Source organism: Gordonia amarae NBRC 15530, assembly GCF_000241345.1.
GTDB lineage: Bacteria > Actinomycetota > Actinomycetes > Mycobacteriales > Mycobacteriaceae > Gordonia > Gordonia amarae.
Map to the genome: position 1 here is coordinate 54,492 of NZ_BAED01000071.1, position 13,990 is coordinate 68,481.

Consider the following 13,990-nt stretch of genomic DNA (forward strand, 5'->3'; position numbering starts at 1 on the left):
CGTCAGGGGTACATCGAGCGCCTCGCTGAACGGCGGTATTCTCATGCCACAGGGTCCAGTCGGAAACCGACACGGTGTGACCGTTCCGCGGTGCGCCGGCGCGCCCCGCGACGGTCATGAGGACAACATGCGCTGCCCGTTTTGCCGCAACGAAGACACCAAGGTCATCGACTCACGTGTCGCCGACGAAGGGCAGGCGATCCGGCGCAGGCGGGCCTGCCAGGAGTGCGGCCGCCGATTCTCCACCGTCGAAAGTGCCGTGCTGTCGGTGGTCAAACGCAACGGCGTCACCGAGCCGTTCAGTCGCGAGAAAGTGATGCGAGGTGTGCGCCGGGCCTGCCAGGGCCGGCACGTCGACGAGGATTCCCTCGCCCTGCTCGCGCAGAAGGTCGAGGAGGCCATCCGGGCCTCGGGCTCGGCCGAGATCCCCAGCAACGAGGTCGGTCTGGCGATCCTCGGCCCGCTGCGCGACCTTGACGAGGTGGCGTACCTGCGGTTCGCCTCGGTGTACCGCTCGTTCGACTCCGTCGAGGACTTTCAGCGCGAGATCGACGACCTGCGTGGCGTCTCGGGTGCGACGGCACCGGCGGAGGCGGGATCCGAACGGGCCTGACCCCGCCGGCCGCCGCCGCGCCTTGTCAGCGCAGTGCGTCGATCGCCTTGATGATCCGTTTTTCCGACACCGGGTAGGCGGTGCCCAAACGCTGGGCGAACAGCCCGACCCGCAGTTCTTCGACCAGCCACTGCGCCGCGTCGTTGACCGCGTCCCGCCGCGTGGCCGGTACCTTCGCGAGCCGGGCATTCCAGTGTTCGATGACCCGGTCGATCGAGCGCAAACCCTGTGTGTCCCGGTCCGCGCCGGCCGGAAGTGCCTCGAGACGCTGTTGCGCGGCCTGCAGATAACGGGGTAGATGCCGTAGGGCGGACAGGGGCGTGGCGGCGATGAATCCGTCGAAGATGAGGTTGTCGAGTTGTTCGGCCACATCGTCGGCGGCCGCCGAGCCTGCGTGCAGGTCGATGAGGCCGCGTAGTGGGGCGACCTCGCGGAGCGCCGCGATCGCCGCCGAAAAGTATTCGGGCGCAGCCGAACGCACCTGCGGACTCAGCGTGGTGAGCAGCCGTTCGAAGGCGTCGGGGGATCGTACCGCCGAGACGGCCGCGGGATCGGCCGCGACCGCGTCGCGGATCGCCCGATAGGTACAGTCGGCGACCATCCGGTCGCGCTCACGGTACGGGCTCTGGCTCAGGCTCAACCTGCCTCGCGGATCGAGCCCGGCCGTGATCTTGGGTGTGAGTGCCGGGATGCGGTGGTCGAACAGCGCGGCGACGGCCACCGGATGGCGGCGGTCTCGTTCCGCGGCGGACACCGCGGCAGTGACCTGCACCCCGAATCGGGGCCCGACCGGCACGGTGAGCAACGCCGGGAAATGCGTGACCTTCTGTCCGGCAACGGTTGTGGTGGTCGACTCGGCGAGGGTGCCGATCCCGTCGGCCGTCCAGTCGGTGTAGGTCGGCGCCTTCGGTGCGCGGGCGGCACCGGTCGTCGTCAGTGTCTTGCGGAGTTCCGGCAGCGACCGGCCTGCCGCGATCTCGCGCCCGGAGCCGTCGACCACGCTGAAGTTCATGGTCAGATGCTTGGGCAGCGTCGCCGGCCGGAAGTCGGCCGGGGTGATCGTCGAACCGGTGATCACCGACAGTTCGCGCGCCAGCCCGGCCACAAGTGGTTCCGATCGCGGCTTGAGCCGCGAGAGCGCCAGGTCGGCGAAGCGGCCTGCCGGGGCCATCGTCTTGCGGATGTGTTTTGGCAGCGTCTTGATCAGCTCGGTGGCCACCTCACCGCGCAGTCCCGGCACCAGCCAGTCGAAGCCCGCCGGACGCACATGCGTCAGCAGTGGTTCGGGGATGACCACGGTGACACCGTCGTCGCCCGCGGTCGGATCGAACCGGTACCGCAGTTCCAAGGTCGCCTCGCCCTGTCGCCACGCGGGCGGAAAGTCCTTGTCCGCGTTGGGAACCACGGTGGCGAACTGGGCCGGGTCGAGGTCGAGCAGGTCGGGCCGGGTGCGTCGGGTCTTCTTCCACCAGGTGTCGAAATGCCGCGTGGATACGCAGTCGGCGCCGACCCGGGCGTCGTAGAAGTCGAACAGTTGATCCTCGGTGATCGAGATGTCGCGGCGGCGGATGCGCTGCTCGATGTCGTCGACCGCGTCGAGCAGGTCACGGTTCTTCTGGAAGAACGCGTGCTCGGTGGTCCATTCACCGTCGACGAGGGCGTGCCTGATGAACAGTTCCCGAGACACGACCGGGTCGATGGTGCCGTAGTTGACGCGGCGGCGGGCCACGAGCGTCACCCCGTACAGGGTGACCTTCTCGTATGCCATCGCCGCGCCGCGCCGCTGCGACCAGTGCGGTTCGCTGTAGACGCGCTTGACCAGATCCCCGGCCAGACGCTCAGCCCAGAGCGGGTCGACGGCGGCAACGGTATGCGCGAACAGCCGTGAGGTTTCGAGGATCTCGGCCGCCATGATGAACGCCGGAGGCTTCTTGGCCAGCGCGGATCCGGGGAAGATCGCGAGCGTGGTGCCGCGGGCGCCGGAGTATTCGCGGGTGTCACCGTTGCGGACGGCAATGTTGCTCAGCAGCCCCGACAGCACCGACCGGTGCACCGCGTCGGGGTCGACCTCGACGTCGGGGATCTGCCAGTCGAGATCGCGCACGATCCGGGTCAGCTGCGCGTGCAGATCCCGCCATTCGCGGATACGCAGGAAGTGCAGGAACTCGCGTTCGCACATGCGGCGGAACTGGTTGCCCGACAGTTCTTTCCGCTTGTCTTCCAGGTAGTTCCACAGCATGAGGTGGCCGAGGAACTCCGACTTGTCGCCGACGAAGCGGCGGTGCGCGGTGTCCGCGGCCTCGCGGGCGTCGGCGGGGCGTTCGCGCACGTCCGGTATCGACAGTGCCGAGGCGATCACGAGCACGTGGTCGAGGCAGCCGAGAGTGTGCGCCTCCACCAGCATCCGCGCCAGGCGGGGGTCGACGGGCAACCGCGCCATCGTACGGCCCACCTCGGTGAGCTGTGGGCCGCGGGAGCGCAGGGAACGTGTGTCGGGCTCGTCTGCTGTGCCTGTCGACGTCTCGGTGATCGCGGCCAGCTCCAGCAGCGTGCCCAGACCGTCGCGGATGGCGCGCGCGTCGGGGGCCTGCACGAACGGGAACTCGGCGATGTCACCGAGCCGCAGCGAGGCCATCTGCAGGATCACCGACGCCAGGTTGGTCCGCAGGATCTCGGGATCGGTGAACGCATCGCGGCTGTCGAAGTCGTCCTCGCTGTAGAGCCGGATGCAGATGCCGGGTGCGACGCGCCCGCAGCGGCCGGCACGCTGGCGGGCGCTGGCCTGCGAGACCGGTTCGACGGGCAGCCGGTTGACCTTGGTGCGTGTCGAATACCGGGAGATGCGCGCGGTGCCGACGTCGATGACATACCGGATGCCGGGTACGGTGAGCGAGGTCTCGGCGACGTTGGTGGCCAGCACGATCCGCCGTCCGTCGGAGGGGGAGAACACCTTCTGCTGGTCGGCGATCGACAGCCGCGCGAACAGTGGCACGATCTCGGCTCCGGCAGCCGCCCGGCGCTTCAGTGCGTCGGCGGTGTCGCGGATATCGCGCTCGGTGGGCAGGAACACCAGGATGTCGCCGCGCTCGTGTGCCCACAGCTCGGTGATCGCGGCGTCGACGCCCTGGAGCTGATCGAGGTCGGCGTGATCGTGTTCGGAGTCGGGCGCGTCGCGAGAGGTGAGCGGGCGGTACCGGACCTCGACCGGATAGGTGCGTCCCGATACCTCGATGATGGGGACGTCGGGGTTGTCTGGGACGGCGAAATGCTGTGCGAACCGGCCGGGTTCGATCGTCGCGGAGGTGATGATCACCTTCAGGTCCGGACGCCGGGGCAGCAGTTGTTTGAGGTAGCCGAGGATGAAGTCGATGTTGAGGCTGCGTTCGTGGGCCTCGTCGATGATGAGAGTGTCGTAGGCGCGCAGCATCGGGTCGGTGGAGATCTCCCGCAGCAGGATGCCGTCGGTCATCACTTTGACCAGCGTGTTGGCCCCGGACCGGTCGGTGAAGCGCACCGAATAGCCGACGGCGTCACCGATCTCGGTGCCGGTCTCGTCGGCGATGCGTTTGGCCACGGAACTGGCGGCGATGCGCCGGGGCTGGGTGTGCCCGATGGTGCCGCGGATCCCGCGCCCGGCTTCCAGACAGATCTTGGGCAGCTGCGTGGTCTTACCGGACCCGGTCTCGCCCGCGATCACCACGACCTGATGCGCCTCGATCGCGGCCGCGATCTCCTCACGCGCGGCGCTGACCGGCAGCTCGGCCGGATAATCGATCCGTGGCGTGCGGGCGCGCCGGGCATCGACCCGGGTGCCGGCGGCGGCGATCTCGCGCTCGATCGACTTCAGGACCTGCGGTTTCGGGTTGCGTCCGAGTTTGTCGAGGCGCCTGCGGAAGCGGAATCCATCGGCGACCGTCAGTTCCGGCAAGAGCTGCCGGAGAGCGCCCACAGACACCTCGCCGTCCGATGTCGCGGAAGAGGCTGCCGGCGTGGGACCGGAGGAGGAATCAGAGGCTGCCGACATGATGTGTTCAGGATAGTGGGGGACCCAGATCACACCGTCATCGCTCACCGGGCATGATTGCTGCATGGATGATTCGTTCTGGCATGGCATGGCCGACATGGGTTCCGTCGTCGCGAACGGACGGTTCGTGGTGGCGCGCGCGGAGGGCACCCGCATCTGGGACACCGACGGCAACGAGTACCTCGATGCGACGGCGGGTCTGTGGTTCGCCAACGTCGGACACGGCCGCACCGAGGTCGCACAGGCCGTCGCCGACCAATTGTCCAAGGTGGCGCACTTCTCGGGGTTCGGGGACATCGCCGCCGACGTCACCCTCGAACTCGCCGACAGGCTCGGCGACATCGCACCCGTGCCCGGCAGCAAGGTGTTCTTCACCTCCGGCGGCAGCGACTCGATCGACACCGCCGCCAAACTGGCCCGCCGGTACTGGCACGAGCTGGGCCAGCCGGAGAAGAAGATCATCGTCGGCCGCACCAAGGGCTACCACGGCATGCATGTTGCCGGCACCTCGCTGGCCGGAATCCCGCTCAACCGTGAGGGTTACGGCGAACTCATGCCCGACACCGAGACGGTCGACTGGGACAATGCGAAAAGTCTCCTCGGACTGATCGAACGGCTCGGTGCCGACCGCATCGCGGCCTTCTTCTGCGAACCGATCATCGGTGCCGGCGGCATCTACCTGCCGCCCGAGGGCTACCTCGACGAGGTGCGCCAGATCTGCCGCGACCACGACGTGCTGTTCGTCGCCGACGAGGTGATCACCGGTTTCGGTCGTATCGGCGGCTCCTGGTTCGCGTCGTCGCGATTCAGCCTCGAACCGGACATCATGACCACCGCCAAGGGGCTGACCTGTGGTTACGTGCCGATGGGTGCGGTGTTCATCAGCCCGCGCGTTGCCGAACCGTTCTACTCCGGCGGTGTCTGGTGGCGCCACGGCTACACCTACGGCGGCCACGCCGGTGCCGCCGCGGCGTCGATGGCCGTCCTGGACATCATCGAACGCGAGCACCTCCTCGACGAGTCGCTGCGTCTCGAAAGCGATCTGGCCGCGGCGCTCTCACCGCTGGCCGACCTCGACACCGTCTCGGAGGTCCGCACCGGTCTGGGCGCGGTCTCGGCGATCCAGCTCGCCGACCCGGCCGAGGGCCCGGCGATGAATGGCCGCATGCGTGCACAGGGTGTCACCGGCCGCGTCTGCGGCCAGGGCGCCCTGCAGATCTCCCCGGCGTTCGTGATGACCACGGAGGAGACCAAGGAACTCGCCGACCGCCTCAGGGCCGCCCTCACGTTCTGATATGGACACCGAGGATCTCCCGGAGATTGACGTCGAACTCAGCGCGATCGGTGCTTTGGGGTCAGCCGAGCGTGGTGTCGAACAGCTCTCGTAGGGCGGTGAAGTGCCGTTCGGCGGCGTCGTGGTGGTAGGCGTCGGTGTCGGCCATGGTGTAGCCGTGCGGGGCGTCCGGATAGACGGAGGTGTCGTGGGGGATGCCTGCGTCGGTGAGTGCTTCGTCGAAGGCGGCGATCGCCTCGGGCGGCATTCCGTGGTCATTGTCGGCGTGGATCGCCAGGACCGACGCGGTGATGCCGGTGAGGTTGCGGTGCGGGCTGATGTCGTCGTCGGTGACCAGTCCGCCCGTGTGGAACATGCCGATCGCACCTACATCGTCGGGTCGCGCCGCACCGGCGAGGAGGGCGAGCCGGCCGCCCATGCAGTATCCGGTGACCCCGATCGGGCCCGCATCGACACCGGGAAGTGACCGCAGCGCGTCGACGTAGTGGCCGAGGTCCTTGCGCGCCAGATCCGGGGTGAGCGCAGCCATCTGTGGCCGGACCTTGGCGAAGGCCGCCTCGCGTGCGCCCGGACCGCGCAACTCGGCGTCCGGTGCCAGCTCGGCGGCCGACCCGCCGCGATAGAACAGATGCGGCACCAGGACGATATAGCCCCACTCCGCGATGCGGTCGGCCATCGTCCTGGTCTGCACGCGCAGCCCGAACACATCGACGATGAACAACACGCCGGGATAGGTGCCGCCGCCTGCCGGCCTGGCGACGTATGCCTCGGTAGGGCCGTCGCCGGCGCTGATCGTGATGGTTTCGCTGACCGTCATTGTCGTCCTTGCCGTTGAGTCGCTTCCGGATTCGTATTCGTGAACCTACGCCCGTAAGCAATGCGCTGCACAGTCATCCGGGCCGGGCGATTCTGGGAGGCGACAGCGTCGTGACGGGCCACGGAAACATCGCAGCCCGGGTGCCGCGTAGCGGCGGGTTCACCTTGGTGAGGCCGCCCTTGCGGACCACGTCATCGTGTGCGGCGGCGCAGTGTTCGCAGCCGTTGATGGTGGAGATGGTGGATACGGTTGCCGCGATCCGTAAGAGTCCTAGAAGCTGGTTCGTATGCGCAACGTATGTCAGAATAGTTCCCGAGTAGGAAGTTTTCTGACATGCCTGAACTGACCGCCAGACAGGTCGCCGAGCGTCTCGGAGTAACGAAACGCTATGCCCTCGACCTCCTCTACAACGGAGAAATCTCCGGTCGCCAACTTGTTAACGGTGTGTGGCTTGCTGACAGCGATTCCGTCGCGCGATATGAGATAGCCGGTAGGCGGGGTTCGGGTCGGACGCTCGATGCTTCGACTGGGTGGGCCTTGTTGTGGGAACTATCGGGACGCAAAGCTTACTGGCTCAGCGGCAGTACCCGCGCACGAGTTCGCAGGCGTTTGCGCGAGTCTGATGTTGAGGCGATAGCAACTGCCGTTGCGAGCCGTTCGACTGCGCACCGATTCACTGCCGCCAATCCTGAACGTGCGATGTCCGGACTCATACGCACCGGTCGTGCTGCCGCCGACGTAGTCGATTCGGAGCTGATCGAGGATCATCGCTGGGTATGTGGGTACGTGCGAAGCGGTACTGTCGACGAGTATGCCAAGAGCCACTTCATGATTCCCAAGCTCACCGGGAACGATGTGATCTACGACAACACTCTCCCTGTCGACTACGTCGACGATGTCATGCCGCCGGCAGTTGTCGCCGCCGACCTGGCACACAGTACCGATACCCGCGAACGGAGCGCCGGGCTGCGAGCTCTGGAGCGAATGAGACAGGCATGGCTGGCCGAGAACTGACCATCCTTATGGCGGACGATGACCGCATTCCGGCGTGGCGCACCGTCGTCGAGGTTGCAGAATCGGGCGTCTCGCAAGATTGGACCCTCGTCGGCGGTCTGATGGTCGCAGCTCACGCGCGCAGAGCGGGTGTCGTGATGCGGCGTCCGACTGAGGACGTCGACGTCCTGGTGGACTACCTCGCTGATCGGGGGAGTTTGTCCAGGGCGAGGACAGGGCTGATGCGACTGGGGTTCGAACTCAGTGATAGTGAGAAGCACGCATACCGCTTTCTACACGTCGACGGACGCAAGCTCGATCTGATGGTCGCAGACCATTTGCCCTCGCGCATGCAACCGAGGATGGATCGGAGACCTGCGTTCGGGGCGCCGGCGGGCGAGCAGGCGATTAGACGGCGCGACGTCTGCGATCTTCAGTTCTCTTCCGGCCGGGCGGCTCGGGTCGGAGTTCCGGACGAACTTGGCGCGCTCGTCGCGAAGGGCGCAGCTTGGCTCGTCGACCGTCGGGACCGTGAACGACATCTGGATGATTCTGCGGTCTTGTTGGCGTGTACAGATGCCTCCGCCCTGGACTATGCCTCGATGAGCAAGAACGATCGGAAACGACTTCGGGCGATCATCGGTGAGCTGGACGATCCTGCCCACCTGTCGTGGGTCAATCTCGATCACTCAGATCGTGAGCACGGGCTGGATACGTTGGTGCTGTTGAGGCAAGCATTGGGCTTTGTGTAGGCCGGAGACTTTGGCCTCCGCCGCCGGGTGAAACATCGCAGCCCGGGTGCCGCGTGTGCGGTACCGGGCTGCGGTGAGAGGTGAAACTCAGGCGAGCGCTTCGGCGGCGGTGATGGCCTGGGCGACGCCCTGGACGGTGGCGGCGACCTTGACGGCCTCCCACACCTGCTCCTTGGTGAGGCCGCCCTTGCGGACCACGTCATCGTGTGCGGCGGCGCAGTGTTCGCAGCCGTTGATGGTGGACACGGCCAGGCTCCACAGCTCGAAGTCGACCTTGTCGACGCCCGGGTTGCCGATGATGTTCATCCGCAGCCCCATCCGGACCTGGGCGTAGTCGTCGCCGAGGAAGCCCTTGGCCCGGTAGGCGACGTTGTTCATACCCATGATCGAGGCGGCGCCGAGTGCGGCGTTGAACGCCTCCTCCGACAGGGTATCGCCGGCTTCTTCGGAGATCTCACGAAGGACGGTGGCCGAGCGGGTGGCGGCCGCGGCGGCGAGGAACGTGCCCCACAGCTGCTGCTCGTTCAGTTCGGTCGACCGCGCCAGGGACCCGAGATTCAGCTTGAGATCCTTGGCGTACTCGGGGAGGGCTGCCTTCAGATTGTCGATGCTCATGTTCGGCGGCTTTGCCTTTCAGTCACAATGGATGGGCGCGATGGGTGATCGGTGGATCAGACGCTGGCCGTGAGGAGTTCGCCGGCGTTGATGGTGGGATCACCCTTCTTCCAGTTGCAGGCGCACAGTTCGTCGGACTGCAGGGCGTCGAGCACCCGCAGCACCTCATCGACGTTGCGGCCCACCGAGCCGGCGGTCACCGAGACGAACTGGATCTCGTTGTTGGGGTCGACGATGAAGGTGGCGCGGTCGGCGACACCGTCGGCGTTGAGCACACCGGTGGCCTCGGCCAGCTCACGCTTGAGGTCGCTGAGCATCGGGAAGGGGAGGGTCTTGAGGTCCTCGTGCTGTGCGCGCCACTGGAAGTGCACGAACTCGTTGTCGACGGAGGCGCCGAGCACCTGCGCGTCGCGGTCGGCGAACTCCTCGTTCAGCTTGCCGAAAGCGGCGATCTCGGTGGGGCACACGAAGGTGAAGTCCTTGGGCCAGAAGAAGATGATCCGCCACTTGCCCTCGAAGTCGTCCGATGTGATCTGGGTGAAGTAGTCATCGGGCTGCTGTGCGTCCACCTTGCTCAGGTCACCACCGATCACTGCGGTGAGATTGTAAGCGGGGAACTGATCGCCGATGGTCAGCAGAGCCATAGTCTTTCACTCCTACTCGAATTGGTACGGCCGTCGCGGTGTCACTCTCGTCGGTGACATCCGGCCGAATTGGTGTTTCACACGTACGAAAGATATTCTGCCGCAGTCCGGGTGAAAGATAAAGTCGATGAGTCGGAGTAGACTGATAGGTATGTCCGATAAGACTTATCAGCCTTCCGTTAATGGCCTGCGTACGTTCGTGGCACTGGCCCATCATCGTCATTTCGGTACCGCCGCAGCCGAGTTGGGTGTGACGCAACCCACGTTGTCACAGGCCCTCGCCTCCCTGGAAACGGGCCTCGGCTGTCGTCTGATCGAGCGGACCACCCGCCGCATGATGGTCACACCCGAGGGGGAGGCGCTACTTCCCAAGGCCATCGCGGCACTCGACGCGATCGACGAGTTCGTCGCCGCCGCCGACCGCAACCATGACCCGCTCACCGGTGTGGTGCGCCTCGGGGTGATACCCACCGTCGCGCCCTACATCCTGCCGACAGTGCTCACCGGCCTCGCGGCCGAACTGCCGGACCTACGGCCGCAGATCGTCGAGGATCAAACCGCGCGGCTGGTGGCCGCACTGCGCGAAGGAACGCTCGACGTAGCCTTGCTGGCACTCCCCGAGGACGAACCCGGACTGACCGAAATCCCCATGTACGCCGAGGATTTCGTCCTCGCGCTGCCCGCCGATCATCCGATGAGCGGCCGCAGCCGGGTCAGTCCGCGCATCCTCGCCGACCTGCCGCTGCTCCTGCTCGACGAGGGACACTGCCTACGCGATCAGGCGCTGGAGGTGTGTCGGCTCGCCGGTGTCGACGCCCAGGAGGGACGCACCCGGGCGGCTTCACTCGCGACCGCGGTGCACTGTGTCACCGGCGGTCTCGGTGTGACGCTCATCCCACGGACATCCGTCGCATCCGAAACCGCGTCGGGGAAACTGGTCACCGTCGAGTTCACCAGGCCGCGCCCGGGCCGGCGCGTCGGGCTGGTGTGCCGGTCGTCGGCCGGCCGCGACGCCGCCTACCGCAGGCTGGCCGCGATCATCGCCGACCTGGTGGTGGCTGACGGAGCGGCCCGCCACGACGACGAAAGCGCATCCGGGACGATCTGATCGGCTTTCGGGATGTGGATCAAGCGTCGGCCTGGGAGGTGAGGGCCTCCCACTCGTCGACCAGGCTGGAGTCGACGTCGCGCACCATCGCGCCCACTTCTTCGGTGAGCGCGACGATCTCGTCGGTCATCACCGAATTCGGCAGGCCGGTCCGCAGCACCCGGTAGCAGTCCGACAGGTACCGCAGTACCACTCCTTCGCTGCGCGCCAGCCCGTACGCGGAGATGAGTTCGGTGAACGTCATCGCGCGCTCGCGCATCTCCCGCAGCACCGACTTGGGGGAGGGCCGGTAGGAGGCGATCCAGGGGTGGCCCTGCCGGTACACACCGTAGGCGTACTCGATCTCCTCGGCCAGCGGTGTGGGCCAGGAGACCTCCTCCAGGCGCGCCATCCGCTCCTCGTACTCGATGCCGTCGGCCTTCATCTCGGCGATCGCCACATCGCGGGCCGCCTTGCGCTGGGCCAGTAGCAGCGGCCGCGGATCGTCGAGTGTGGACTCCAGGATCGACACCACATCCAGTGTGTAGGTGGACGACTCGGGATCGAGCAACTCGAACGCGGCGAGCGCGAACGCCGACAGGGGGTTGGTGAGGGCGAAGTTCTCCGGGACATCGACGCTGAGGGCGACGTTCTTACCGTCGGCGTCGGGTTCATCGAGTTGGACGACGATGCCGGCGTCGCGCAGGCCGCGATACAGCGCGATGGTGTGCAGGATGTGCTTGCGCTGGCGGGGCCGGGTTTCGTGGTTGTCCTCCAGCAGGTGCCGCAGCGCGGCGAAACAGTCGCCGGGACGGCTGAGCACCTCCATCAGCATGGCGGTGGTCATGCGGAAATGGGAGCGCAGTGGTTCGTCCGGGGCGTCGACAAGCGAGAGGAAGGTCTTCTCACCCCACGACACGAAACCTTCCGGCGGCTTCTTGCGCACCACCTTGCGCAACTTCTTCGGATCGTCACCCGCCTTGGCCACCGCGCGGATGTTCTCGATGTCGTGGTCGGGCGCCTGCGCCACCACATAGCCGACCGTGTCGTACCCGGCGCGGCCCGCACGGCCCGCGATCTGATGGAACTCGCGGGCCTTGAGCCTGCGCACCCGCGTGCCGTCGTACTTGCTGAGCGCCGCCAGCAGCACCGTGCGGATGGGCACATTGATACCCACACCGAGGGTGTCGGTGCCGGCGACCACCTTGAGCAGTCCCTGCTGGGCCAGACGCTCGACCAGACGCCGGTACCGGGGCAACATGCCGGCATGGTGGACGCCGATCCCCGCCCGCAGCAGCTTGGACAGCGTGGCACCGAATCCGGTGTGGAACCGGAAGTCGCCGATGGCCTCGGCGATGGCCGCCTTCTCCGCCTTGTCGCAGATCTTGGCCGACAGCAGTGCCTGCGCGCGTTCGACGGCCTGCGCCTGGGTGAAATGCACGACGTAGACCGGGGCCCGGCCGCGGGAGATCAGATCCTCGATGGTCTCGTGGACCGGGGTGACCGCGTAGGTGAACTCCAGCGGTACCGGACGCACCGCATCGGTGACCGCTGCCGTCTGCCGTCCCGTGCGGCGGGTCAGGTCATCGATGAAGAACGACAACTCGCCGAGGGTGGCCGACATCAGCAGGAACTGGGTGTGGGGCAGTTCGATGAGCGGTACCTGCCACGCCCAGCCGCGGTCGGCCTCGCCGTAGAAGTGGAACTCGTCGGCGATCAGCACGCCGATGTCGCTGGCCGCGCCGTCGCGCAGGGCCAGATTGGCGACGATCTCGGCGGTCGCGCACACGATCGGCGCATCCGGGTTCACGGACGCGTCGCCGGTGAGCAGCCCGACGTCGTCGGCGCCGAACAAGGCGCACAGGTCGAAGAACTTCTCGCTGACCAGCGCCTTGATCGGGGCGGTGTAGTAGGCGCGCTGACCGCGGGTGCGGGCGAAATGGATCGCCCCGGCGGCGACCAGCGACTTACCGGACCCGGTGGGGGTCGCCAGGATCACGTTGCTCCCGGCGGCCAGCTCCAGCAGCGCCTCTTCCTGATGCGGATACAGGTCGATGCCGCGCTGAGCCCACCAGGTGGTGAAGCCGTCGAAGGCGTCATCGAGATCGTCGGCCGGGGTGAGTACGTCGGCCGGCGCCGGTGTCAGCTCGCTGATTGCGGACCACCGTTGCCGTCGGGGCCGTTGCCCGCCTGCTCGGCCAGGAACTTCTCGAACTCGGCGCCCAGCTCATCGCCGCTGGGCAGTTCGTCCTCGGCCGCGAGCAACGAAGCCCGCGACTCCTGCACCTTGGTGTAAGAGTCGTACTGCTCCTCCAGCGCGTGCACCACCGATTCGATCTCGCTGTTGCCCGACACCTCGTTGTCGATCTGCTCACGCATCTGCGAGGCCGCGTTCTCCAGCGCGGACACCGGAAGCTCGAGGTCGGTGACGGTGGTGACCGCCTGCAGCAACCGTGCCGACGCCGCCGGATAGTTCGACTGCGCCAGATAGTGCGGCACATGCACCGACAATCCCGAGGCCCGGTAGGACTTCTCCGCCAGCCGCAACTCGAGCAGCATCGACGCGCTCGCGGGCAGTTTCATCGACGACCCCCACCGGGGCAGATCGCCCAGTGCCGCGACGTCGCTGCCGTGCGCGGTGATGGTGGACGGCCGGGTGTGCGGTACGGCCATCGGGATCGCGTTCAGGCCCACCACGTCGGTGACGCCGAAGCGCTCGGCCAGGCGGGCGACGGCCTCGACGAACCGCTCCCACTTCAGGTCCGGTTCCGACCCGCTGAGCAGCAGGAACCCGCGCCCGGAGGTGTCGGTCACAGCATGCATCGACAGCGACGGCATCGTGACGCCGGTGAAGCTGTCACCGGAGAATTCGATGGTCGGGCGCCGGGACCGGTAATCGATCAGTTCGTCGGCGTCGAACGTGGCGACAAGCTCTGAGTCGAGACTGTCACGGATGTGCTGGGCGGCGAGTCCGACGGCGTGTCCGGCATCGGCGAAACCCTCCAGTGCGTGGAGCAGCACCGTGCCTTTGCCCTCGTCGTCGGGTACCGCGGGAGTGGGGAACTCCATCGAGTACAGCGAGCTCGATTCCGGGGACTGCCCGTCCATCGCGTCCCTCCTCACATCGTCTGGGTGACCGGCAATGGGTTCA

The 13,990-nt window shown here is 66.8% G+C and carries 11 protein-coding genes; 5 read left to right on the top strand and 6 right to left on the bottom strand.

Annotation, left to right across the window (positions count from 1 at the left end; genetic code table 11):
• Nucleotides 1-127 precede the first annotated feature (127 nt).
• On the top strand, nt 128-613 hold the full coding sequence (nrdR, locus tag GOAMR_RS21200; protein WP_005192862.1) for a transcriptional regulator NrdR: 486 nt from the start codon (nt 128-130) through the stop codon (nt 611-613).
• Between the two features lie 25 nt (nt 614-638).
• Here nrdR and hrpA read toward each other — a convergent pair whose 3' ends face one another.
• Nucleotides 639-4,637, bottom strand: coding sequence for an ATP-dependent RNA helicase HrpA (gene hrpA / locus GOAMR_RS21205; RefSeq protein WP_040516035.1), 3,999 nt, complete (start codon nt 4,635-4,637; stop codon nt 639-641).
• Nucleotides 4,638-4,701: 64 nt separating this feature from the next.
• On the opposite strand from hrpA, the gene GOAMR_RS21210 reads away from it, so the two are divergent.
• A complete protein-coding gene (locus GOAMR_RS21210; protein WP_005192868.1) occupies nt 4,702-5,931 on the top strand; it encodes an aminotransferase family protein in 1,230 nt (409 codons plus the stop codon).
• 61 nt (nt 5,932-5,992) lie between these two features.
• On the opposite strand, the gene GOAMR_RS21215 is transcribed toward GOAMR_RS21210, so the two are convergent.
• The gene (locus GOAMR_RS21215) at nt 5,993-6,748 is read right to left on the bottom strand and encodes a dienelactone hydrolase family protein (protein ID WP_005192871.1); all 756 of its coding nucleotides are present in this window, start codon (nt 6,746-6,748) and stop codon (nt 5,993-5,995) included.
• Between the two features lie 333 nt (nt 6,749-7,081).
• Between GOAMR_RS21215 and GOAMR_RS24910 the strand changes: the two genes are divergently transcribed.
• Nucleotides 7,082-7,762 carry a hypothetical protein gene (locus tag GOAMR_RS24910; RefSeq protein WP_005192874.1) on the top strand — a complete coding sequence of 227 codons (681 nt, stop codon included), beginning with the start codon at nt 7,082-7,084 and terminating at the stop codon, nt 7,760-7,762.
• Nucleotides 7,744-8,493, top strand: coding sequence for a hypothetical protein (locus GOAMR_RS21225; protein ID WP_005192876.1), 750 nt, complete (start codon nt 7,744-7,746; stop codon nt 8,491-8,493). The genes GOAMR_RS24910 and GOAMR_RS21225 overlap by 19 nt, the downstream gene beginning before the upstream one ends.
• 87 nt (nt 8,494-8,580) lie before the next feature.
• Here GOAMR_RS21225 and ahpD read toward each other — a convergent pair whose 3' ends face one another.
• Both ahpD and GOAMR_RS21235 read right to left on the bottom strand, forming a co-directional pair.
• Complete coding sequence (gene ahpD / locus GOAMR_RS21230) at nt 8,581-9,108, bottom strand: alkylhydroperoxidase, AhpD family (RefSeq protein ID WP_005192878.1); 528 nt, start codon at nt 9,106-9,108, stop codon at nt 8,581-8,583.
• A gap of 56 nt (nt 9,109-9,164) precedes the next feature.
• On the bottom strand, nt 9,165-9,752 hold the full coding sequence (locus GOAMR_RS21235) for a peroxiredoxin (RefSeq protein ID WP_005192880.1): 588 nt from the start codon (nt 9,750-9,752) through the stop codon (nt 9,165-9,167).
• 151 nt (nt 9,753-9,903) lie between these two features.
• On the opposite strand from GOAMR_RS21235, the gene GOAMR_RS21240 reads away from it, so the two are divergent.
• Nucleotides 9,904-10,860, top strand: coding sequence for a hydrogen peroxide-inducible genes activator (locus GOAMR_RS21240; RefSeq protein ID WP_005192883.1), 957 nt, complete (start codon nt 9,904-9,906; stop codon nt 10,858-10,860).
• 19 nt (nt 10,861-10,879) lie between these two features.
• Here the strand turns inward: GOAMR_RS21240 and GOAMR_RS21245 are convergent, their stop codons facing one another.
• Together GOAMR_RS21245 and GOAMR_RS21250 are read right to left on the bottom strand one after the other, a co-directional pair.
• Nucleotides 10,880-12,985, bottom strand: a complete 2,106-nt coding sequence (locus GOAMR_RS21245) for a DEAD/DEAH box helicase (RefSeq protein WP_170319203.1) — start codon at nt 12,983-12,985, stop codon at nt 10,880-10,882.
• Nucleotides 12,982-13,947: a PAC2 family protein gene (locus GOAMR_RS21250; protein WP_005192887.1), complete on the bottom strand. Its 966-nt coding sequence runs from the start codon at nt 13,945-13,947 to the stop codon at nt 12,982-12,984. Before GOAMR_RS21250 ends, GOAMR_RS21245 begins: the two co-directional genes overlap by 4 nt.
• Between the last annotated feature and the right edge of the window lie 43 nt (nt 13,948-13,990).

Coding starts and splice junctions, on each gene's coding strand:
- nrdR (WP_005192862.1), top strand. CDS start 128: ATGCGCTGCCCGTTTTGCCGCAACGAAGACACCAAGGTCATCGACTCA.
- hrpA (WP_040516035.1), bottom strand. CDS start 4,637: ATGTCGGCAGCCTCTGATTCCTCCTCCGGTCCCACGCCGGCAGCCTCT.
- GOAMR_RS21210 (WP_005192868.1), top strand. CDS start 4,702: ATGGATGATTCGTTCTGGCATGGCATGGCCGACATGGGTTCCGTCGTC.
- GOAMR_RS21215 (WP_005192871.1), bottom strand. CDS start 6,748: ATGACGGTCAGCGAAACCATCACGATCAGCGCCGGCGACGGCCCTACC.
- GOAMR_RS24910 (WP_005192874.1), top strand. CDS start 7,082: ATGCCTGAACTGACCGCCAGACAGGTCGCCGAGCGTCTCGGAGTAACG.
- GOAMR_RS21225 (WP_005192876.1), top strand. CDS start 7,744: ATGGCTGGCCGAGAACTGACCATCCTTATGGCGGACGATGACCGCATT.
- ahpD (WP_005192878.1), bottom strand. CDS start 9,108: ATGAGCATCGACAATCTGAAGGCAGCCCTCCCCGAGTACGCCAAGGAT.
- GOAMR_RS21235 (WP_005192880.1), bottom strand. CDS start 9,752: ATGGCTCTGCTGACCATCGGCGATCAGTTCCCCGCTTACAATCTCACC.
- GOAMR_RS21240 (WP_005192883.1), top strand. CDS start 9,904: ATGTCCGATAAGACTTATCAGCCTTCCGTTAATGGCCTGCGTACGTTC.
- GOAMR_RS21250 (WP_005192887.1), bottom strand. CDS start 13,947: ATGGACGGGCAGTCCCCGGAATCGAGCTCGCTGTACTCGATGGAGTTC.